We start from the raw sequence: 19,563 nt of genomic DNA, 5'->3' as shown, positions 1-19,563 counted from the left end.
CGGAGTCAGCGGGCCGCGTCCACGGGGGAGGCCAGCGCGGGCGTCGCGGCGGGAGCGGAGTCCCGCGGTTGCCGGGCGAGCCGGGCGAGCCACAGGGACACCGCGAGCCACAGGCCCGCCAGCGGAATCGTGGCCAGGGACAGCGCCGAGGTGCTCATCCCCAGCTTGTCCAGGCCCGTGTACAGCCAGGAGCTCACCGAGTCGCTGCCGCGGTACACCACCGTGTCGATGAAGCCCTTGGACTTGTACTTCGCCTCACGGTCCACGCTGGTGAAGAGCACCTCGCGCGCGGGCCGCTCGAGGGAGTAGTGCGTGGCGCCGCGCAGCGACTTGAAGGCGATGAGCACCAGCATGGAGGGCACCAGCGCCAGCCAGAGCGAGCCGATGGCGGTGACCAGCGGCGCCACCGCCAGCACCAGCCCCAGGCCGAAGCGCGACATGAGGCGCCCCGCCACCACCATCTGCAGTACGAGCGTGAGCGCCTGCACCCAGAAGTCGATGTTGGCGAAGGCCGCGGTGCGCGCGTCGGCGCCCGAGGCCACCGAGGCCACGATGTGGGCCTGCTGGTTGTAGAGGAACGTGGACGTCGCGGCATACAGGAGGATCTGCAACCCCAACCCCAGCAGCAGGGGCGAGGAGAACAGCAGCCGCAAGCCGTCGAAGATGCCACCACCCACGGGCGCCTCGGCCGCGGTCTCCCGGGGCCGCACGACGACGGACCGGTGCGACAACCGCCGCACGCTCTGGGCGCTCACCTCCAGCAGCACCGCGGTGAGGAGCATCAGGTTGACGGCCCCCAGCGACTCGGCCAGGAGGTTGACGAGGAACGGCCCCACCAACATCCCCACCGTCCCCCCCGAGGCAATGAAGCCGAAGAGCCGCCGGCCCTGCTCGCTCTCGAACAGGTCCGCCATGAAGCTCCAGAAGATGGAGACGACGAAGAGGTTGTAGACGCTCACCCAGACGAAGAAGACGCGCGCCACCAGCGCCCGCTCCACCGCGCCCAGCTTCAGCACCACGAAGAAGCCCAGCAGGTTGAGCAGGAAGAAGCGGTAGACGAGCGGGATGACCCGCTGCCTCGGCCAGCGCGCCACCAGCGCCGAGAACGCCGGCACCGCCACCAGCATCACCCCGAACGTGGCCGTGAAGACCCACGCCACGTTCTTCACGCCCCCCGCCGTCGCCATCTCGTCCCGCAGCGGCTTCAGGATGGCGTAGCCACACATCAGCGTGAAGAAGTACACGAAGGACAGCAGGACCGAGCCCACCTCCTCGTCCTTCACGTTCACGAATCTCTTGAGCATGGGTGCTGGTGCCGTGTCGGAAGTGCTCGGGGAGGGCTCGGCTACCCTCCGAGCGTGCCGCCATGAACCTCGGCACGCCGGCACTATTCCCGAGGTGCCCGGGACACGCCAGCACAGGGCACCCGGACGGATGCCCGGCACCCTCACCCCGGGGGGCTTGCCCCCCCTTTGAACGACGGGGGGCTCCTCTCCCGAGGGGAGAGGGAGGGCATGAGGGAGGGCCTGGACCGCTACCTGCCCACCACCTCGCGCAGCACCGCCTCCACCCTCGGCAGTGCCGATTTGATCTCCTCCATCGACACGGCGCCCACCGACAGGCGGAACCACCCCGTGTCCGCCTTCAACCCGAAGGCCTGGAAGGGCACCAGCGCGAAGCCCGCCTTGTCCAACAGCAGCTTGCGGATGTCGTCGTTCGTCTTCAGCCCCGCCTTGTCGATCAGCTCGAACTGCGCCGACAGGTAGATGGCCCCCTGCGGCGCGATGGAGCGCACCGGCAGCCCCGCCGCCTTCATCGCCGAGAAGCCCTGGTGCAGCGCCACCAGCCGCTCGTCCACCCGCCGCTTCATCGTCTCCAGGTAGCTCGCCACCGCCGGCACGTCATCCAGGAACCGCGCCACCGCCACCTGCTCGGCCTTGGGCGCCCACGCCCCCACGTGCCCCAGCACGTCCTTCATCCGCGAGATGATCGACGGCGGCCCCACCGCCCACCCCACGCGCACGCCCGTCGCCGCGAACGCCTTCGAGATGCCATCCACGAACACCGTGTACGGCGCCAGCTCCGGCACCAGCTCCAGCGGCGTCACGTGCTTCGCCTGCCCGAACGTCAGCGTCCAGTAAATCTGGTCGTACATCACGATGAGCGGCTTGCGCCCCTGCGCCTCGCGCTTGCGGTTCTCCTCCACCACCCGCTGGCCGATGTCCTTCAGCGCCTCGGGAGAAATCATCGTCCCCGTGGGGTTGAGCGGGCTGCACAGGCATAGCAGCCGCGCCTCGGACAGGTGCGGCGCGAGTTGCTCCACCGTGGGCATGAAGCCGTGCTCGGGGCTCGTCACCACCTCCACGGCCCTGGCCCCCACCATGTACGAGTAGTGGTTGTTGTTCCACGAGGGCACCGGGTAGATGACCGTCTCGCCCGCGTCCACCACCGCCCGGAAGATGGCGTAGATGACCGGCCGCGCGCCTCCGGCGATCAACACGCTCTCCAGCGGATACTTCAGGCCCAGCGCCCGCTCGTAGAAGCGCACCACCGCCTGCCGCAACGTCAGCACACCGTCCGAGGGCGGATAGTTCGTCTCGCCCGCCTTCAACGCCGCGGCGATGGCCTCACCCATCTGCGCGGGAATGGGGAACTCGCGAGGGCTGAAGTCCCCCACGGTGAGGTTGCACACCTGTTTCCCCTGCGCCACCAGTTCGCGGATCTCCCCCGCGATGCGGAGGATTTCGCTGCCGATCAGGCCACGCACCATCGTACCAACGGTGTCGTCCCGTCGAGCGCCAAGCAGGGAAGTGAGGTCGAGAGCCATGGGTGCTTCACTCCAAAGGGGGGGAACGCGTCCGGCCGAACGATATACGCGGCGGGGGACATCCTCCCAGGCGGTCCGTGGGATTTTCCACGCCCCCTGAAGGGACAACTCCCGGACCCACGCCTTTCTTGCAAGGCCAAGGGACTGCCCGATACCGGGCACTCCCTCTTCCCGTGGCGCGATCGTGACGCGGAAGTCCTCTAGACACGGGGACGGCCGCCAGGCGCCAGACCCACCCCGGGTCCCCCACGAGCCCTGGCGGACAGACAGGAGAGACGGATGCACACGCGTGACACGAAGCGCTGGACGGTGCTGGGAGTGCTGGGAGCCGGGCTGCTCGCGCTGGCCGGCTGCGGTTCGAATTCCTGGGTGGCCACCACCCAGCTCTCGGGCACCAACGAGGTCCCTCCCACCTCGGTGCCCACCACCACCATGGGAATCGCCACCGCCAAGCTCGAGGGAGACAAGCTCACCATCAACGGCACCTTCAGCGGACTGCAGAGCGACCTGCAGGTGGCCACCGGCACCGAGAGCGCGGCCCACGTCCACCAGGCCGCCCAGGGGGTCAATGGCCCCGTCGTGCTCGACCTCAGCATCACCACCACGGATCAGCGCAACGGCAGCTACACCGGCACCAAGGACCTCTCCGACGCCGAGCAGAAGGCCTTCAAGGACGGGCTCTTCTACATCAACGTCCACACCACCGGACACCCGGCCGGGGAGATCCGCGGCCAGCTCATTCCCAAGGAGGAAGAGGACTGACGCACCCCGCGTCCTTCCCCATCACCAATCGTGCTGGCACTCGGACGCCGCTCGTGCCACATGGGGCGCCGTCCGGCCCGACCCGTGGGCCGCCAGGAGACGATGATGAAGGTGCTTGGACGCTGGATGCCGACGCTGGGACTCGCCGCCTGCCTCACCACCGCGGCCTGCAAGAAGGAGGAGGCCACCCCCACCCCGCCCCCTCCCGCCGCGGAGCCCTCCACGCCCGCGAAGCCCACTCCTCCCGCCGCGCAGCCCCCCGACGCGGGCCCCGGGATGGACACCGATGCCGGGACCTCCGCCGGGACCCCGCCCGGCACCACCCCGCCGGGCTCGCAGGCCGCCCAGCCCGAGGACCCGAAGAACCGCGAGTGGACCGCCGGCCTCGTGGACGTCAAGCGCTCCGGCTTCGCCCCCATCACGCTGCGCGAGGTGCGCACCGCCCGCAACGAGGGCTTCGACCGGCTCGTGCTCCAGTTCGACGGCGACCAGCTGCCCGGCTACCACATCGAGTACGTGGACAAGCCCGTCATCAAGTGCGGCTCGGGAGACCCCACCGAGATCGCCGGCCAGGGCTGGCTCCAGGTCCGCGTCCAGCCCGCCCAGGCCCACGAGGGCACCACGGTCACCGTCGCCGAGCGCGAGCGCAAGCCCGGCCTGCCCATCATCCAGGAGCTGGAGCTGACGTGTGACTTCGAGGGCGAGGTCACCTGGGTGCTCGGCATGAAGCACCCCAACAAGTACCGGGTGATGGAGCTGCGCGAGCCCACCCGCCTCGTGGTGGACGTGCAGTACTGAGCCACCGCCCCTCTCGGGACACCTGAAGTTCCGGCGACGTCTCCAACCGCCGGGCCTTCACCCACGCCGCCCAGGCGGCCCGCGGCCGGCCCGCGGAGCACCCGGAGGTGGTAGCGTGAAGCCATGCAATGGCGGGTGGTGGTGCTGCTGCTGTGGTGGGCGTGGCCCGCCTCCGACGCGTGGGCCCGGGAGGCCTCCCCCCGGGGCGAGCTGCCCTTCGTCGGCGTGGAGCTGCCGGAGCCGGGACGGGTGGACGTCGTCACCCAGGACAGCGAGGGCTACCTCTGGGTGGCCACCCACGAGGGGCTGTACCGCTTCGACGGGCGCCACTTCCAACGCGTCCCCGGCGCCGAGGAGGCGTGCCTCTCCGGCATCCGCGAGCTGGTGGCCGGCCCCGGGGGCGACGTCTGGTGCCTGGCGGCGGACACGCTGTCGCGCTGGCGGCGGGGACACTGGCAACGCTTCGAGCTGCCCTCCCGCGTGGGGTGGCCGGGACAGGACTTCGCCCTGGATGGGCGGGGCCAGGCGTGGCTGCTCACCTCGCGCGGCCTCTTCCGGCTGCGCGAGGCGCCCGAGTGCTGCGAGCCGGTGTCCGAGTGGACGGGCGAGCTGCCGCGCGCGCTGTGGGTGGAGTCCTCGGGCGAGCTGTACGTCGCCGCCCTGGGCGCCCTGCACCAGCGCGGCACGGACGGCCAGTGGCGGACGTGGGGCGCCACCGAGGGGCTGCCCCGCGAGCAGCTCGCCGGCGTGGCGCGGGACGGAGAGGGCCGGGTGTGGACGTGGGGCTCGCGAGGCACCTGGGTGCTGCGGCCGGGCGCGCGCGCCTTCGAGCCGGGGCCTCCCGTGGGCAACGAGCTGCTGGGCGTCTCCACCGCGCTGGACGCGCGGGGCGCGCTCTGGTGGGCGGGCAACCAGGGCCTCTTCCACCAGGAGGGCGAGCACGTGCGCCGCGTGGAGGGCCTGCCTCCGGGGTGGTGGAGCCACGTCTTCGTGGACCGCGAGGGCTCGCCGTGGGTGGCGGGGAGCGCGGGACTCTTCCGGCTCGCGGGGCGGGGACTGTGGCACCGGCATGGACAGCGCCAGGGACTGCCCTCGGAGACACCGTGGGCCCTGGAGCGCGATACGAAGGGACGGCTGTGGGTGGGCACCCCGCGCGGCCTCGCGCGCGCCACCGCCGAGGGCTGGCAACTGGAGGCCCCGCTGCGTGACACCGCCGTGCGCCGCATCCTCCCCGCCGCCGGGGACGCGCTGTGGCTGGCCGCGGACCGCGAGGTGTGGCGCTACGAGCCGGGCACGGGCGAGGTGCTGCGCCTGGGACGAGCCCAGGGCCTACGGGACGCCGTGGTGCAGGCGCTCGCCTGGGAGCCGCCCTCCACCCTGTGGGTGGGCACCAGCGCGGGACTCTTCCGCGGCACCGTCACGGGCCGGGACGTGCGCTTCGCCCCCGTGGAGCTGCTGCCCCACGAGGAGCCCGCCCCGGTGAACGACCTCGCGCGCGATGGCCAGGGCCGGCTGTGGGCCGCCACCGTGCGCGGCCTCTTCCTCCTGGAGCCGGGCGGCGCGCGGCGCTTCACCTCGGCCCAGGGGCTGCGCGCCACGTGGGTGCGCCTGCTCGCCACGCGCCACTCCGGCGAGCTGTGTGTCTCCTACGAGGACGCGCTGGGCCTCTCGTGCTTCCGCCCCGAGGGCACCTCCCTCCAGGGCCTGCGCCACCTGGACCGGGCCTCGGGGCTGCGCGGCAATGCCGTGCACCTGCTGGGCGAGGACGCCCGGGGCCGGCTCTGGGTGGGAGGAGACCGGGGCGTGGACGTGCTGCCGCGCGAGGCCGACTCGCCCGAGGCCAGCCACACCCAGGCGGACGGACTGCCCGGGGACGACTGCGCCCCGCGCGCCTTCCTCGCCGAGCCGGACGGCACCGTCTGGGTGGGCACCCGCACGGGACTGGGCCAGTTCCTCGGACACCTGGAGACGGAGCCCGCGGCGCCCCCTCCCACGCTGCTCTCGCGCCTGGGCGCGGGGGATGCGCTGGAGCCCGCCCTCCCGGGGCTGGTGCTGCCCGCCGAGGCCGGCCCCCTGGAGCTGGAGGTGACGGCCCTCACCTTCTCCGGCCAGCACGAGGTGGAGCACCAGTCGCGGCTGGTGGGCCTGGAGCAGGACTTCCGTCCCCTCACCGGCTCGCGCCTGCGCCACGCGGGCCTCGTCCCGGGAAGCTACGAGCTCCAGGTGCGCTCGCGCCTGCGCCACGGCGCCTGGGGGCCGGTGGCCTCCCTGCCCTTCGTGGTGCGGCCGCCGTGGTGGCGCTCGCCCTGGGTGCCCGCCGGGAGCCTGCTGCTGCTGGGCCTGGCCGGCCTGTCCGGCTTCCGCCTGCGCCAGCGCGCCCTCCAGCGGCGCAACGCCGAGCTCAAGGAGCTCGTCTCCCAGCGCACCGCCGAGCTCTCCCGTGCCCAGGAGCGCGTGCTCGCCCTGGAGAAGGCCGCCCTCGAGCAGCGCATGGCCGGCGGCTTCGCCCACGAGATGCGCAACGCCCTCACCGGGGCCAAGATGCTCATCGGCCGGGCCTACCGCGGGCCCCAGGGCACCAGCCTCCCGGCGGACACCAGCGAGCAGCTCATGGCCCTCTACCTCCAGGTGCGCGACGTGCTGCCCCCGGACGTGCACGCCTCCGTGGCCCGGCGCCTCCAGGAGGTGAACACCCGGCAGGAGGAGCTGGACACGGTGCTGCACGACGTGGACTCGGCGCTCGGCCGGGGGCTGGCCATCACCCGGCAGATATTGGAATTCGCGCAGCTCGGCCGGCAGACGCCGGGCCAGGAGCCGGTGGCGCTCGGGCCCCTGGTGGAGGCGGTGCTCGGCGAGTCGCGCGAGGCCCTGGGGGACGTGGCCCTCGAGGTGCGCGTGCCCGACGGCTGCCAGTGGTGGGGCCGGCAGGAGCACGCCTACTCCATCGTGAAGAACCTGGTGCTCAACGCGCTGGACGCGCTGCGGGACAAGCCCGGCGGCGGCGAGCGGCGCCTGCGGGTGGAGGCGCGCTGGGAGCAGGAGACGTGCGTGCTGTGGGTGGAGGACTCGGGGGGGGGCATCGCCCCGGAGCACCGCGCCCACCTCTTCCAGCCCTTCTTCAGCACCAAGGCCCACTCGGGCACCGGGCTGGGGCTGGCCATGGTCGCGCGCCTGGTGTCCCTGTACGGCGGCCATATCGACGTCCAATCCGAGCCGGGGCGGGGCACTACCTTCTCCGTTTCCATGCCCCACGGAGCAGCATCCGCCCCCACGGCGGCTGGGTGAGGCCCCACCCCGGCTCGACTCACGTCCCCGAGAGCGCATGGAGTACACCCCCACCGTCAGCGCAGCGTCATCCCGCGCTCACCCCTCCTCGCGGCGCGCGCGCAGCAGCCCGTCCACCAGCTTCTTGTTGTAGAGCGTCATCCGGTGCATGCGCACCGCGGACTCCAGCATGTCCAGCAGCCGCGCCGTGTCCCCGTCCTTCGTCAGGTAGCCGAAGGGGTGGTGCTCGTTGATGACGGCGTAGGGGTCCTTCAAGTCCTGCCAGGCCGAGTAGAAGATGATGGGCACGTCCGGGTACTTCTTGCGGATCTCCGTGCTGGCCCAGAAGCCGTCATACCCCTTCATCTTGATGTCGAGCACCACGGCGCACGTGTCGCCATCCACGGCGGCCACGCCCTCGGTGGCGCTGCTGGCGAGGACCACCTGGTAGAGGCCGCGCAGCAACGTCTCCAGCGAGCGGCGCATGCCTGGATCATCGTCCACGACGACGATGCGCGGGTGCTCGGCCTGCTCGCGCTGGGCGGCGACCACCTGTTGCAGAAGCGCATCCAGCTGTTTGAAGGGCATGGGGCTCTTTTATTAATCCATCCCCACCGCCGCCAGCACGTCCGCCACCAGCTGGGGCAGCGGGGGCCGGGAGAAGTCGGCGACGGGCGGCAGCTCCTGGGGAGGAAGGAGGGCCGCGGCGCGCTGCCGCGTGGCATGGGAGGTGAGCGGGTGGACGAGCAGGGCGCGGGCGGCGCGGTGCAGCCGCTCCCCGCCGCTGGAGGGAGCCAGCCCGGCGAGCGTACCGAGCACATCGAGGATGAGGGGCTGGGAGCCCACCTCGGTGGCGGCCTGGAGGGCGGCGCGCAGGCGGGCGCGGGCGCGGGGCAGGTCCCCCTGGGACAGCTCCAGCCGGCCCAGGGCCAGCAGGGACTCGGCGTAGGCGCGGCGGGCGCTCAGCTGCCCGCGCAGGGCGAGCGCCTCCTCCAGCAGCTCCCGGGCGGAGGCCCCCTGCTGCTGGTGCACGGCCACGAGCCCCAGCCCGTGGAGGGACTGGGCCACCGTCTCCAGATGGCCCAGCGAGCGCCCCAGGTGCAGGTCCGCCTCGAGCAGCTGGCGGGCCTCCTGCACGGCGCCCAGCGGCAACAGCACCTCGGCGAGCTGGGCGCGCAGCGGAGCGGCCTGCAGGCGCAGCCCGGCGGCCTCCAGCAGGCGCAGGCCCTGACGCAGGGTGGAGGCGGCCTGCGCCAGCTCGCCGCGCGTGTGCAGGAAGGTGGCGAGCCGGCCCAGGCAGGTGGCCACGTGGCGCTCGTCGCCGAGCGCCCGGAAGGTGGCCAGGCCCCGGGCCAGCAGGCGCTGGGCCTGCGCGGGCTGGCCCCGGAGGGAGGCCACCCCGGACAACTCACTCAGGGCCAGGGCGGCGGCGCGCTTGTCCCCATTGGCCCGCGCCAGGGAGAGGCTGCCGTGGAAGCACCAGCGCGCGGTGGGCACGTTGCCCTGCCGCAGCGCCAGCTGGCCCGCGGTGAGCAGGCCCGCGGGGACGAGCTCCCGGGCCCCTTCCGCGCCCAGCAGCAGCAGGCCCTCCTCCACCCGGGCCAGCGCCATGCCGTTCGGACAGTCCGCGCCATTCAGGGCGAAGCGGGCCTGCCACACCAGCACCCGGCCCAGCAGCCGCCGCAGCGGCCCGGGCGCCTTCACGTCCACCACCGGCCGCAGGAAGCCCGTCAGCTCCACCAGCCCGAGGAAGGCCTGGTGGGGTTGCCCGCGCAGCTCCCGCGCCAGGCAGAAGGCCTCCAGGCCCCGGTCCATCAGCTCCCACTGGCCATTCTGGAAGGCCCAGCGTGCCGCGGCTCGCACGTCCTCCTGCTCCGTGCCGAAGGCGGCCATGGCCTCGGCCTGCCGGGCCATGCCGCCCAGCAGCAGGGGGTGGAGCCGCTCCAGCAGTCCGAGGAAGTGCCGGGCATGGCGCTGATGCGTCTGATGGTGCTCCTCGGGCGCGGCCAGCAACTGCTCCGCGGCGTACTGGCGCAGCAGGCCGTGCAGCTCCACCCGGCCCGAGGCCGCGCGCCGCACCAGGCTCTTGTGCACCAGCGAGGTGAGCGTGGCCAGGGACGCGCCGGCCACCTCCGCGGCGGCCTCCAGCGCGATGCCTCCGCGGAAGACGGACAGCCGCCGCAATACCCCCTGCTCCTCGGCGGACAGCAGCCGCCAGGAGTGGAGGAAGGTGTTGCGCAGGCTCTGGTGGCGCTCGGGGGCGTCCCGGGGCGCGGCCAGGAAGTCCAGGCTCTGCTCCAGGCGGGAGACGAGCTCCGCCGGGGAGAAGAAGGGCACCCAGGCCGCCGCCAGCTCCAGGCCCAGCGGAGAGCCCTCGACGAGCTGGCAGATGCGCGCCACGGCCGCCTCGGTGTCCGGACCGAGCTGGAAGGACGCCGACACGCGCCCGGCCAGCAGCGCGAAGAGCTCCAGCGACTCGCGCTCACCTGGCCGCGCGGGGCCCTGCGGGCTGGGGAAGGGCAGGCCATCCAGCGGCTGCAGCCACTCGCCGCGCAGGTTGAGCCGCTCGCGCGAGGTGACGAGCAGCTCGAGTCCCGGCGCGTGCGCCAGCAGCTCCGCCAGCAGCGGCGTGGCCTCCAACAGGTGCTCCATGCTGTCGAGGATGAGCAGCATCCGCCGCGAGCGCAGGTGCTCGCGCAGCTGCACCTCCGGCGGGGCCTGGGAGGGGGACAGCTCCAGCGCCTCCAGCAGCGCGTTGGACAGCCGCCTCGGCTCGTCCACCGCCGCCAGCGGGATGAAGCGCACCCCATCGCGCCACGTCCCGGCCAGCTGGTGGGCGGCCTCCAGCGCCAGCCGCGTCTTCCCGATACCGCCGGGCCCGGTGAGCGTGAGCAGCCGGCACGCCGGATCCTCCAGGCGTTTCACCAGCGCCGCCAGCTCGCTGGCACGCCCGTACAGCGGCGTGGCCGGAGAGGGCAGCACCACGGACGGCCGCGCCTCCACCTCCTGCTTCACGGCCACGCTCGCGCCCGCGGCCTCCATGCCCGGGGGCGGCGCCAGCTCGCGCGCCTTGAGCGCCTCCAGCAGCCGGCTCGTCTCCGCCTGCGGCGCCACGTCCAGCTCCTGCCGCAGCACCTCCATGCACAGCTGGTGCTGCCGGAGCGCGTCGGACCAACGGCCCAGCCACGCGTACAGTTTTATCAACGAGCGGTGCGCCTCCTCATTGGTCGGGTCCAACGCGACGAGGCGCTGGGCGTGGGGCAGCGCCTCCTCCAACTGCCCGCGCGCGACGAGGGTGGTGGACAGCCGCACCAGCGCCTGCGTCACCATCAGGTGGTGGCGCTCCGTGGTCAGCGACAACCACTCGTCGAAGACGGAGCAGTCCGGCAGGGTGAGCCCCGCCAGCATGCGGCCCCGGTAGAGCTCCACCGCCTGGGCGAGCACCTCCAGCTGGGGCTCCGCCCCCCGGCCTCCGGCTCCCGCGTCCTTGAGGAGGCGCTGGAATTGCGCCACGTCCACCCAGACCGCCGGCTCGGGGGACAGCTGCACTCCGGTACGATCCGTCTGCAACCAGCCGTTGCCCAGAATCCGTTGCAGCTCCCAGAGGGTATTGCGCAGCGACGCCAGCCCGCGCGCCTCCTCCACCTCGGGCCACAACAGCCCCACCAGGTGGCTGCGCGTATGCCGATGCGGGTTGCTCGCCAGATAGGCGACGAGCGCACTGGCCTTGGTGCGTTTGACTTCCACCGCGCCACCATTTTGCTCGATGACGAGGGGGCCCAGGAGGCGGAAGATCAGGGGAGCCATGAGGGATGCGCGAGGACGGAATCCGTACGGGGAAGGAGTAGCCCTTTGCCGTCCCCACACTACCTCGATTCCGGTTCGTCACATCTCTCCCGCTTTCAACGGAGATGTAGGTTTCTCTCACGCATGGTGAGCGGGCCCGAGAAGACGCGCGTCTGACGAGGGATTGACACAACGCACATCTTTGGAGCCGCGGCGGCGACGGAGCGCTGACGGCGGGTCTGTACTGTTTTTCTCGACGCCCGGCCCTCGGCCGCCCAGGCCAGCATCCCCGCGGGCTGGAGGGTGGACCAAGTGAAGAGCCAGGCCTCTGGCCGCCTCCGGTAGTCCGCCCCCTCGGCGCTGTCTACCCGGGCGGCTGGCTCAGCTGCATGGCCAGCCGCTCCAGGGCCGCGATGAGCGGCGCGTGCCGGGTACGAGCCGCCTCGCCGCCCGCGCGCAGGGCCAGGGCCAGCGCCTTCGGCAGGTTGAGCGCCGCATCGCCCGCGAGCTTCTCCCCGTACTCGCGCCGGTAGTCCCGGGGGACGCGCAGGCTCCAGTTCTCCTCGCTCACCGTGCCGGGCGCGTTGTACGTCTCCTTCATGCCCAACAGGTCCGCGAAGAACACCATCACGTTCTCCGCCCGGCTGGCGAAGAGGTCCGCGAACTTCGCCTGCACCAGCATCCCCGGCTCCTCCAGCAGCCGCCGCGCGAAGTCCTCGCGCCCCGCGTCCTCCGGGTGCAGCCGCCACGCCAGGTAGTCCGCCTGGGCCCGCGCCTCGCCCTCCTGGCGCCACCGCTCCGCCAGCGCCCAGATGGGCTTCGTGTCGTGGTTGCCCACCATGATCCAATCCTGGGGCGCGGCGTTCTCACCGCGGTACACGTCCCGCGGATTCTTCAGGTCCGCCTTCTGCGTCACGCGGAAGCGCCCCAGCCCATACTGCTCCAGCACCCGCTGCAACGGATGGGGCATGGTGCTCAACACCTCGCACAGCAGGTCCGACACCTTGCGCCCGTGCGCGTGCGCCGCGGCGATGATGGCGTCGAAGAGCGCGCTGTAGCGGTTCACCTGCTCCGGGCTCAGCTCGCGCACCCAGCCATCCGCGTAGCGCGGCACCGAGCGGTCCAGCTGTCCTGGCGCCACGAGGGCCCAGCGCGCCAGCTCCGGATGGTCCGGCAGGTCCGGCGAGGAGAACAGCCGCGCCCCGTTCTGCACCGCGTGCAGCGCGTTCAGCTCCCCGGACCGGTACACCCACGGACACACGAGGCCATGCGGATGGTCGATGCGCAGCCCGTCATACTCGGAGAGCATCTTGTTCACCCGCGAGCCCATGAACCACAACACCGGCCCGGGCTGCCGCACACCGGGGTACGGGCCCTTGGGGTCGGGAGGCGCGTGGTACTGCCCTGGGTCCAACACCGGGTAGTTCCACGGCTGGCCCTCGGGGTTGGTGCGGCTGGGCGGCGCCCCCATCAGGTACGAGCCCACGAAGAGCCCCTGGTACGCCCAGGCATCCCGCGGCGAGAAACCAATCTGCAGATCTCCATACAGCTTCAGGCCCCACGCCGCCGTGCGCTCCCGGAGCGCCGCGTGCTGCGAGTGCACGAGGAACTGCTGGAAGGCATAGGCCTCCGCCCGCGCCGCGTACTTCGCCAGCAGCAGCTGCCGGCGCTTGGCGAACGAGGCCTCCTCGCCGGGACGCGGGCTCCACAGCCGCCGGTCCCACTCGCTCGGCCACTCCTTCCAGTAGGGACGGCCATGCTCCAGGCAGAGCACGTCGTAGAGCACGTCCCGCTCCAGCCATGCGTGGTGCTGGCGCCGGAAGGTGTCGAAGTGCTCGGAGAGCCACGCGACGGCACTGCCGGGCGCCGCCCGCGGCCGCTTGTGCCGGAAGGCCTCCCAGGCCGCCTCCAGCGCCTCGGACCAGGCCCGGAAGGCGTAGCGGTGCGTCACCCGCGCGTCCCCCCCCGGCCGCGCCGAGACGAGGGACTGCAACCGCTCGGGCCGCACCAGCCCGCCCCACGTCTCCTCGTGCGTGAGCGGCGCGAGCGCCACGTTCAACACGTTGCGCGAGAAGAGCGTCCCATCGTACGGCGAGGCGTTGTCCTCCGACGTCTGCCCCTGCGGGCCGAGCTGGATGCCGTTGAAGCCCAGCTCCCGCGCGAACTCGAGGAAGCCCATGCCCCCTTCCGAGTAGGGCGTGCCCCGGCCGGTGTCCTCGCCCGGAGCGCTCGGGAAGCTCGGGTCGTGGATGCTCAGCACCAGGTTGCGCACATCGAGCGCGGCCAGGGCCGCCGTCACGTGTCGCCGGTAGTCTTCGGGCAGGTTTCCTCGGGGCATCGGCACCTGTCGGGGGGGAGACGCCTCACCCTAGGAGATAGCGGCGGAACCGTGAACCCCTTCGTCCACGGCTCCCACCAGTGAACAGTGGCCGGGCATGTGGATGGACGTCCTGGCGTTCCATTGGGAGCTTTCGAGCCCCCTCGGGAGACTGTCTTCTTCGACCTGGAGTTCCTGATGAGCACGGCGGCCCTTCCCCCCTCGCCCCCTCTCCTGCCCGAGGAGCGTCCCGGAGGGCAGGCGCAGGACCTCTCGCTCTCCTTCGCCAACCCCGCCGCCGCGCGCATCCTCGGCGCCGCCTCCCCGGAGGAGCTGTTGCGCACGGGCAGCGGCGGGGTGTTCGAGCGCTACGACGTGCTGGATGCCGGGGGCCATCCGTTGAGCCTCGGCCAGCTGCCCGGCCGTCAGGTCATCACCCACGGCAGTGCCCCCGAGCGGGTGCTGCGCTTCCGCGACAAGCGCACGGGCCAGGAGCACTGGAGCCGGGCGTCCGCGGCGCCGGTGCGCGACGCACGGGGCCAGGTGGTGTACGCCATCAACGTCTTCCGGGATGTCACCGAGGTGATGCGCACCCAGGAGCGGCTGAGCCTGCTGGCCGAGGCCGGGGAGCTGCTCTCCGCCTCGCTCGACCTGGAGGGCACGCTGACCGCCACCGCGCGCCTGCTGGTGCCGCGGCTGGCGGACTGGTGCGCGGTGCACCTGGCGGGAGACAGCACCCCGTCGCGGCAGGTGGCCTCCATCCACATGGACCCCGCCAAGGTGGAGCTGGCCCAGCGGCTGGCCGAGCTCTACCCGAAGGACCCCGAGGCCACGAGCGGCATCCACCACGTGATGCGCACGGGCCAGCCGGAGCTCACCTCCGACATCACCGACGCGATGCTGGTGGCCGCCGCGCGCAGCGAGGAGCACCTGTGCATCCTCCGCGAGCTGGGCCTGCGCTCGCTGATGGTGGTGCCGCTCAACGCCCGGGGGCGCACGCTGGGCACGCTCACGGTGGCCACCGCCGAGTCCTTGCGGAGGCTGGGGCCGGAGGAGCTGAAGCTGGTGGAGGAGCTGGCGCGCCGGGCCGCGCTCGCGGTGGACAACGCCCGGCTCTACACGGAGGCCAGGCGCGCCCAGGCGCGGCAGGCGGTGGCGCTCGAGGCGGGCCGGATGGGCGCCTGGGAGTGGGACATCCAGGCCCAGCGCGTCCTCTGGTCGCCCGAGCTGGAGCGCATCCACGGCATCCCCGAGGGCAGCTTCGGCGGCGGCTTCGAGGACTACCAGAGCGACATGCACCCGGAGGACCGGGAGCGCGTGCTCACCAGCATCCAGCGGGTGGTGGCCGAGCAGCAGCCGGAGCACCACGTGCAGTACCGCATCGTCCTGCCGGACGGGCGGGTGCGCCACGTGGAGGCCCATGGCCGGCTCACGCTGGACGAGCAGGGCCGGCCCTCGCGGCTGACGGGCGTGTGCACGGACATCACCGAGCGGCTGGCCCTGGAGGAGGACGCACGCCGGTTGGTGCGCGAGCAGGCGGCGCGCGCCGAGGCCGAGCGGGCCCGTCAACACACCGCCGGGCTGCTGGCGAGCCTGGAGAAGGCCCAGGCCGAGCTGGCCTGCCGCGCGCAGGAGCTGACGCGCTCCAACGCGGACCTGGAGCAGTTCGCCTACGTGGCCTCGCATGACCTGCAGGAGCCGCTGCGCATGGTGGCGAGCTACGTGCAGCTGCTGTCCCGGCGCTACAAGGGCAAGCTGGACGCGGACGCGGACGCGTTCATCCGCTACGCGGTGGACGGGGCCACGCGCATGCAGGCGCTCATCAATGACCTGCTGGCCTACTCGCGCGTGGGAACGCGGGGCAAGGAGCTGGTGCCCGTGCCACTGGAGCGGAGCGTGGAGCGGGCGCTGTCACACCTGCGCCTGGCGCTGCAGGAGGCGGGCGCGGAGATGAAGGTGGAGCCCCTGCCGTGGGTGAAGGGAGACGAGACCCAGCTGGCGCAGCTGCTGCAGAACCTGGTGGGCAACGCGGTGAAGTTCCTGGGCGAGCGGCCCCCGCGCATCCGCGTGTCCGCGGCGCGGGAGGGCGACACGGTGACGGTGCCGGTGGAGGACAACGGCATCGGCATCGAGCCGCAGTACTACGAGCGCATCTTCGCCATCTTCCAGCGGCTGCACGGCAAGGAGGAGTACCCGGGCACGGGCATCGGCCTGTCCATCTGCAAGAAGATCGTCGAGCGCCACGGCGGGCGCATCTGGGTGGAGTCCACCCCGGGGCAGGGCAGCACGTTCCGCTTCACGCTCGGCGCGGCGGAGGCGCCTCGGGCCTGAACGCTCTTCAGGCGCGGTGGCGCTCGGCGACGCGGTAGAGGCGCGTGAGGGAGTAGTCCAGGAGCGCCTGGCATGAGCTCATGTAGTGACGGGCACGGACAAAGGGAAACCAGACGCGCCGGCCCACGAGCACCTGGGCTTCCTCGAGCTTCTGGCGCGGTATCCACCGGCCCCCGAGGTTGCGCACCAGCACCTCTCCCAGGTACGCGCCGATGGCGGGCACCGCGTACGCCTCGATGTTCTCCCGCAGGCGGCTCTTGGGGAAGTCCTCGCGCCAGAAGTAGAAGTCCACGTCCGTGAGGGACTCGGGCGTTTCCTCGAAGACGGAGGGGACCTGCGTGTGCAGCAGGGCCACGAGGTGCTCGGCCAGGTCGCTGTAGTGCTCGAGGGCGCGCTCGGGTCTGTCCACGTCCGGGGACAGGGCGGAGGAAGCGGGGCGCCACTCCTCGGGTTCGGGCGGCTGCCAGGCGTTGAGCTCGGCGATTCTCCGCTGGCGCTGGTGGCTGGCGGTGCGGTCCACCACGCGAGAAAGGAGCGGGGCCACGTCCGGGTGGAAGCGGGGCTCCACGGGGGCGAGCGTGGCGCTGCGCTCGCGCAGGGTATGCAGGAGGGTGTCGAAGTCCAGATCCGGGCGGAGGTGGGCGTGGGCGCGGGCTTGTGCCAGACGCGCCTCGTCGCTGGCGAAGTCCGCGGCGGTGGGCCACGTCACCAGCAGCACGCAGCCGTTGGGTAGCGTGCTGGTGGGGCCTGAGGGCGGGCCGGTGCTGGTGGACTTCGGGGCGAGCACCTGGCGTGGGGCGCCCCGGCGCACGGTGGGCCTCCCCCCGGGCAGCTGGTACTACCGCGGCCCGGAGGTGTGGCGCTTCGTGCGTGAGCGCCAGCCGGGCGCCCACTACGAGGCCCGTGTGGGCGACGACGTGTGGGCGCTGGGCGTCGTCCTCTACCACCTGCTCACGGGCCGCTACCCCTTCGACGGCGAGGACGAGCTGGCGCTGCAGGACGCGGTGCTCACCCACAGCCCCCCGCCGCCGCACGAGCTCAACCCGCGCGTGCCCCAGGCATTGAGCGGGTTGTGCCTGCGCCTGCTGGAGAAGGAGCCCGGGGCCCGGCCGCCGCACGCCGAGGCGCTGGAGACAGCCCTGGCGCAGGTACTGGAGACGGCGGATGCCACGTGGGACGTGCCGCTGTACGCCCAGGCCCTGGCACCGCCGCCCGAGGAGAGTGCCACGCTCCAGCCGCCCACGCGCGAGGCGCCGCTGGAGGAGGACGAGGCCGCACACGCCGCGCCCGTGGACACGCCGCCTTCGGCGCGACGGCAAGGGCCGGGGTGGGCCACGTGGGCGCTGGGCGGCCTCGTGCTGCTGCTGGCCATGGGCGCCCTCCTCGCGCTCATGCGGAGGACTCCGCCTCCTCCTGCTCCGGTGAGCGCCGGGCCAGGAAGTGGCGTCCGGGCGCGTGGCGCCGGGTGAGCCTGGATGAGGAGGGCCGCGTCCTCCCCCTCGTGCTCTCCCGTGAGGAAAAGCCAGGGAAGCGACTGCGGCTCCGGGTGTCCTTCGCGGATGGGGGCGTGCCCGCGAGCGCGGAATTCACCCTCGTGACGCAGTGGGCCCAGGCCGAGACGCACGTCCAGGTGTACCGCCAGCCACGCTCCGCCGAGGCCTGCTGCCAGGAGGCCGAGGCGGAGCGGCGCAAGCGCCAGCTGTGTCAGGAGGAGTTGGCACGTACCCAGGCGGGCTGTCTCGCGGCCGGGCCACGGGGCCTCACCGGTCTGCGCGCCGACGGTATGATGGGCGGACCGGACGAGGCACCAGAAGGCGTTCACGCCCAGAGCATCATCAGGAAGCTCACCCTCGCCCGCGACAACGCCCTCGAACTGAGTGACGCCGTCGCATTACGGACCGCCGCCCCGAGTTCTGAAGCAGGAGACAAGCGCGTGCGGGTGGCGGTGCAGTTGACGCTGGAGAGTCCAGACGCGCGAGACTGGAGGGCCGAAGGCGCGCAGCTGACGGCGCCGGGTGGGGTGCGGCCGAACGTCACGCTGTGGCAGTCCCCTCCTCTCAAGCCAGGAAGATGGGAGGTGATGGTGGAAGCGGAACTGACGGAGGAGCAGGCCCGGGGCCGCTTCACCCTCAAGCCATGGGATGAGAGTGGGGCGCGGACGTTCAGCGTCGGTGGAGTGACGTTCCCATGAGGGGCTCCCACCATTTGCTCCTGCCACCCCTTCCTTGAACATCACCCTGGAGTGAGTCCCCTGGAAAGGGGGCCAGCGGCACCCCACTGCTGGCTTCCAGGCAGACAGCTGCTCGGCTCGATGATCGGTGGGCGACTGAGGGGCCATACAACCTCCTGGGAATCATGACGGTATTCCAACGTTCATGGTTGGCTGCGTACCCGTGTGCGGGAGCAGCAAGCCGTCATCTTCCACAGGAGTACGTTCATGTTCTTCGGCAGGAGGAAGGAGCCCTCGGCCTCCGCGTCGCCACGCCGCGTGGGACGTCGGCCCGGCCAGAGTGCCAGAGAGCGGCAGGAGTCCCTCAGGAGAGAGGCGCCCATCCGGACGCTCATCACCCGTCTCTTCAACATCCCGACGGAGGAATCCGCCTGGGGAAAGGGCGCGGAAGGCGAGGAGCACGTCGCCGGGCTCTTGCAGCAGCTCCAGCCTCACGGGTGGGCCATCGAGCATGATGTGAAGATCGGTGCCCGGGGGGCGAACATCGACCACCTGCTCGTGGGTCCCCCGGGCGTCTTCGTCATCAACACGAAGAACATGGGCGGCAAGGTCTGGGTGGCGGGGCCCCATCTCCAAGTGAACGGCCAGCCCACCCACCACATCGAGAAACTCGAGGCCGAGGCGAAGCGCGTACGCGAGAAGCTCACGAGCGCAACACGGCGGCAGACCCTCTGGGTGCACGGCCTGCTCGTCTTCGTCAAGCCCGCCCTCACGGTGAAGAAGCAGCCGCAGTACGTGTCGGTACTCGCCGACGACATGCTGCTCTCGTTCCTGCTTCAGCGGCCCGCGAAACTCGGTGAGCACGAGGTGGAGGAGCTCGTCCGGGCAGCACGGCGCGAGGAGACGTGGCAATAATAGGAGAGGGGTAGCAACGCTGGAGTTGATGAGGTTTCTGCTAGCCTTGGCGCCTGCTGTTGGAGGCGCCGATGACTTCCGCACTGCTGGTGCTGTTGCTGCTGTCCCAGGCGGAGCGGCCCGCTACGGCCATGCCATCGCCGCTCGCGGCGTCCATGACGGGAGGGTGGCGCTACCTGACCCGCCTGGAGATCACCGGGCTGGCGCTGCTGCCAGACGGCGGCGTGGGCGGAGTGGAGAGCTACGCCCAGCTGACACCCATGCTGATCTTCCACGCACGCTGCTCTCCTTGTCACAGCTCTTTATGTGTGAGCCGTGGGGCTCGGGTTCCAGGCCATTAGTGCCTCAGCGCGGTCCGAAGCGCCGCAAGTCTCGCCAGTTCCTTGGCGTCCG

The 19,563-nt window shown here is 71.9% G+C and carries 13 protein-coding genes and 1 pseudogene; 8 read left to right on the top strand and 6 right to left on the bottom strand.

Annotated elements, in window-relative coordinates:
• Positions 1 to 5: 5 nt before the first annotated feature.
• Positions 6 to 1,304: an MFS transporter gene (locus VFZ09_RS44805; RefSeq protein WP_329733973.1), complete on the bottom strand. Its 1,299-nt coding sequence runs from the start codon at positions 1,302 to 1,304 to the stop codon at positions 6 to 8.
• Between the two features lie 230 nt (positions 1,305 to 1,534).
• Complete coding sequence (locus VFZ09_RS44800; protein ID WP_329733972.1) at positions 1,535 to 2,827, bottom strand: pyridoxal phosphate-dependent aminotransferase; 1,293 nt, start codon at positions 2,825 to 2,827, stop codon at positions 1,535 to 1,537.
• Positions 2,828 to 3,106: 279 nt separating this feature from the next.
• On the opposite strand from VFZ09_RS44800, the gene VFZ09_RS44795 reads away from it, so the two are divergent.
• The 3 genes from VFZ09_RS44795 (at position 3,107) to VFZ09_RS44785 (ending at position 7,672) form a co-directional block, all read left to right on the top strand.
• Positions 3,107 to 3,589 (top strand): CHRD domain-containing protein, encoded by a 483-nt coding sequence (locus tag VFZ09_RS44795; RefSeq protein ID WP_329733971.1) that lies wholly within the window; start codon positions 3,107 to 3,109, stop codon positions 3,587 to 3,589.
• Between the two features lie 102 nt (positions 3,590 to 3,691).
• Positions 3,692 to 4,387, top strand: coding sequence for an AMIN-like domain-containing (lipo)protein (locus VFZ09_RS44790; protein ID WP_329733970.1), 696 nt, complete (start codon positions 3,692 to 3,694; stop codon positions 4,385 to 4,387).
• Between the two features lie 123 nt (positions 4,388 to 4,510).
• On the top strand, positions 4,511 to 7,672 hold the full coding sequence (locus VFZ09_RS44785; RefSeq protein ID WP_329733969.1) for a sensor histidine kinase: 3,162 nt from the start codon (positions 4,511 to 4,513) through the stop codon (positions 7,670 to 7,672).
• A gap of 78 nt (positions 7,673 to 7,750) precedes the next feature.
• On the opposite strand, the gene VFZ09_RS44780 is transcribed toward VFZ09_RS44785, so the two are convergent.
• The 3 genes from VFZ09_RS44780 to VFZ09_RS44770 all read right to left on the bottom strand — a co-directional run bounded on the left by VFZ09_RS44780 (position 7,751) and on the right by VFZ09_RS44770 (position 13,775).
• Positions 7,751 to 8,239 carry a response regulator gene (locus tag VFZ09_RS44780; RefSeq protein WP_329733968.1) on the bottom strand — a complete coding sequence of 163 codons (489 nt, stop codon included), beginning with the start codon at positions 8,237 to 8,239 and terminating at the stop codon, positions 7,751 to 7,753.
• Between the two features lie 12 nt (positions 8,240 to 8,251).
• The gene (locus tag VFZ09_RS44775; RefSeq protein WP_329733967.1) at positions 8,252 to 11,458 is read right to left on the bottom strand and encodes an ATP-binding protein; all 3,207 of its coding nucleotides are present in this window, start codon (positions 11,456 to 11,458) and stop codon (positions 8,252 to 8,254) included.
• Between the two features lie 343 nt (positions 11,459 to 11,801).
• Positions 11,802 to 13,775: a 4-alpha-glucanotransferase gene (locus VFZ09_RS44770; RefSeq protein ID WP_329733966.1), complete on the bottom strand. Its 1,974-nt coding sequence runs from the start codon at positions 13,773 to 13,775 to the stop codon at positions 11,802 to 11,804.
• Between the two features lie 177 nt (positions 13,776 to 13,952).
• Between VFZ09_RS44770 and VFZ09_RS44765 the strand changes: the two genes are divergently transcribed.
• Positions 13,953 to 16,085: an ATP-binding protein gene (locus VFZ09_RS44765; protein WP_329733965.1), complete on the top strand. Its 2,133-nt coding sequence runs from the start codon at positions 13,953 to 13,955 to the stop codon at positions 16,083 to 16,085.
• 7 nt (positions 16,086 to 16,092) lie between these two features.
• Here the strand turns inward: VFZ09_RS44765 and VFZ09_RS44760 are convergent.
• A pseudogene (locus VFZ09_RS44760) lies at positions 16,093 to 16,821 on the bottom strand (hypothetical protein); the annotation flags it as partial.
• A 76-nt stretch (positions 16,822 to 16,897) separates the two neighbouring features.
• On the opposite strand from VFZ09_RS44760, the gene VFZ09_RS44755 reads away from it, so the two are divergent.
• The 4 genes from VFZ09_RS44755 to VFZ09_RS44740 all read left to right on the top strand — a co-directional run bounded on the left by VFZ09_RS44755 (position 16,898) and on the right by VFZ09_RS44740 (position 19,511).
• The gene (locus VFZ09_RS44755; protein ID WP_329733964.1) at positions 16,898 to 17,554 is read left to right on the top strand and encodes a hypothetical protein; all 657 of its coding nucleotides are present in this window, start codon (positions 16,898 to 16,900) and stop codon (positions 17,552 to 17,554) included.
• Positions 17,551 to 18,276, top strand: coding sequence for a DUF2381 family protein (locus VFZ09_RS44750; protein WP_329733963.1), 726 nt, complete (start codon positions 17,551 to 17,553; stop codon positions 18,274 to 18,276). The genes VFZ09_RS44755 and VFZ09_RS44750 overlap by 4 nt, the downstream gene beginning before the upstream one ends.
• Before the next feature lie 246 nt (positions 18,277 to 18,522).
• On the top strand, positions 18,523 to 19,170 hold the full coding sequence (locus VFZ09_RS44745; RefSeq protein ID WP_329733962.1) for a nuclease-related domain-containing protein: 648 nt from the start codon (positions 18,523 to 18,525) through the stop codon (positions 19,168 to 19,170).
• A 71-nt stretch (positions 19,171 to 19,241) separates the two neighbouring features.
• A complete protein-coding gene (locus VFZ09_RS44740) occupies positions 19,242 to 19,511 on the top strand; it encodes a hypothetical protein (RefSeq protein WP_329733961.1) in 270 nt (89 codons plus the stop codon).
• The last annotated feature ends 52 nt before the right edge of the window (positions 19,512 to 19,563 follow it).

The organism is Archangium sp. (assembly GCF_036277355.1).
Classification (GTDB): domain Bacteria; phylum Myxococcota; class Myxococcia; order Myxococcales; family Myxococcaceae; genus Archangium.
Note: the sequence above shows the minus strand (reverse complement) of the source record. Positions and strands in the feature narration are given on the sequence as shown.

Coding starts and splice junctions, on each gene's coding strand:
- VFZ09_RS44805 (WP_329733973.1), bottom strand. CDS start 1,304: ATGCTCAAGAGATTCGTGAACGTGAAGGACGAGGAGGTGGGCTCGGTC.
- VFZ09_RS44800 (WP_329733972.1), bottom strand. CDS start 2,827: ATGGCTCTCGACCTCACTTCCCTGCTTGGCGCTCGACGGGACGACACC.
- VFZ09_RS44795 (WP_329733971.1), top strand. CDS start 3,107: ATGCACACGCGTGACACGAAGCGCTGGACGGTGCTGGGAGTGCTGGGA.
- VFZ09_RS44790 (WP_329733970.1), top strand. CDS start 3,692: ATGATGAAGGTGCTTGGACGCTGGATGCCGACGCTGGGACTCGCCGCC.
- VFZ09_RS44785 (WP_329733969.1), top strand. CDS start 4,511: ATGCAATGGCGGGTGGTGGTGCTGCTGCTGTGGTGGGCGTGGCCCGCC.
- VFZ09_RS44780 (WP_329733968.1), bottom strand. CDS start 8,239: ATGCCCTTCAAACAGCTGGATGCGCTTCTGCAACAGGTGGTCGCCGCC.
- VFZ09_RS44775 (WP_329733967.1), bottom strand. CDS start 11,458: ATGGCTCCCCTGATCTTCCGCCTCCTGGGCCCCCTCGTCATCGAGCAA.
- VFZ09_RS44770 (WP_329733966.1), bottom strand. CDS start 13,775: ATGCCCCGAGGAAACCTGCCCGAAGACTACCGGCGACACGTGACGGCG.
- VFZ09_RS44765 (WP_329733965.1), top strand. CDS start 13,953: ATGAGCACGGCGGCCCTTCCCCCCTCGCCCCCTCTCCTGCCCGAGGAG.
- VFZ09_RS44745 (WP_329733962.1), top strand. CDS start 18,523: ATGTTCTTCGGCAGGAGGAAGGAGCCCTCGGCCTCCGCGTCGCCACGC.
- VFZ09_RS44740 (WP_329733961.1), top strand. CDS start 19,242: ATGACTTCCGCACTGCTGGTGCTGTTGCTGCTGTCCCAGGCGGAGCGG.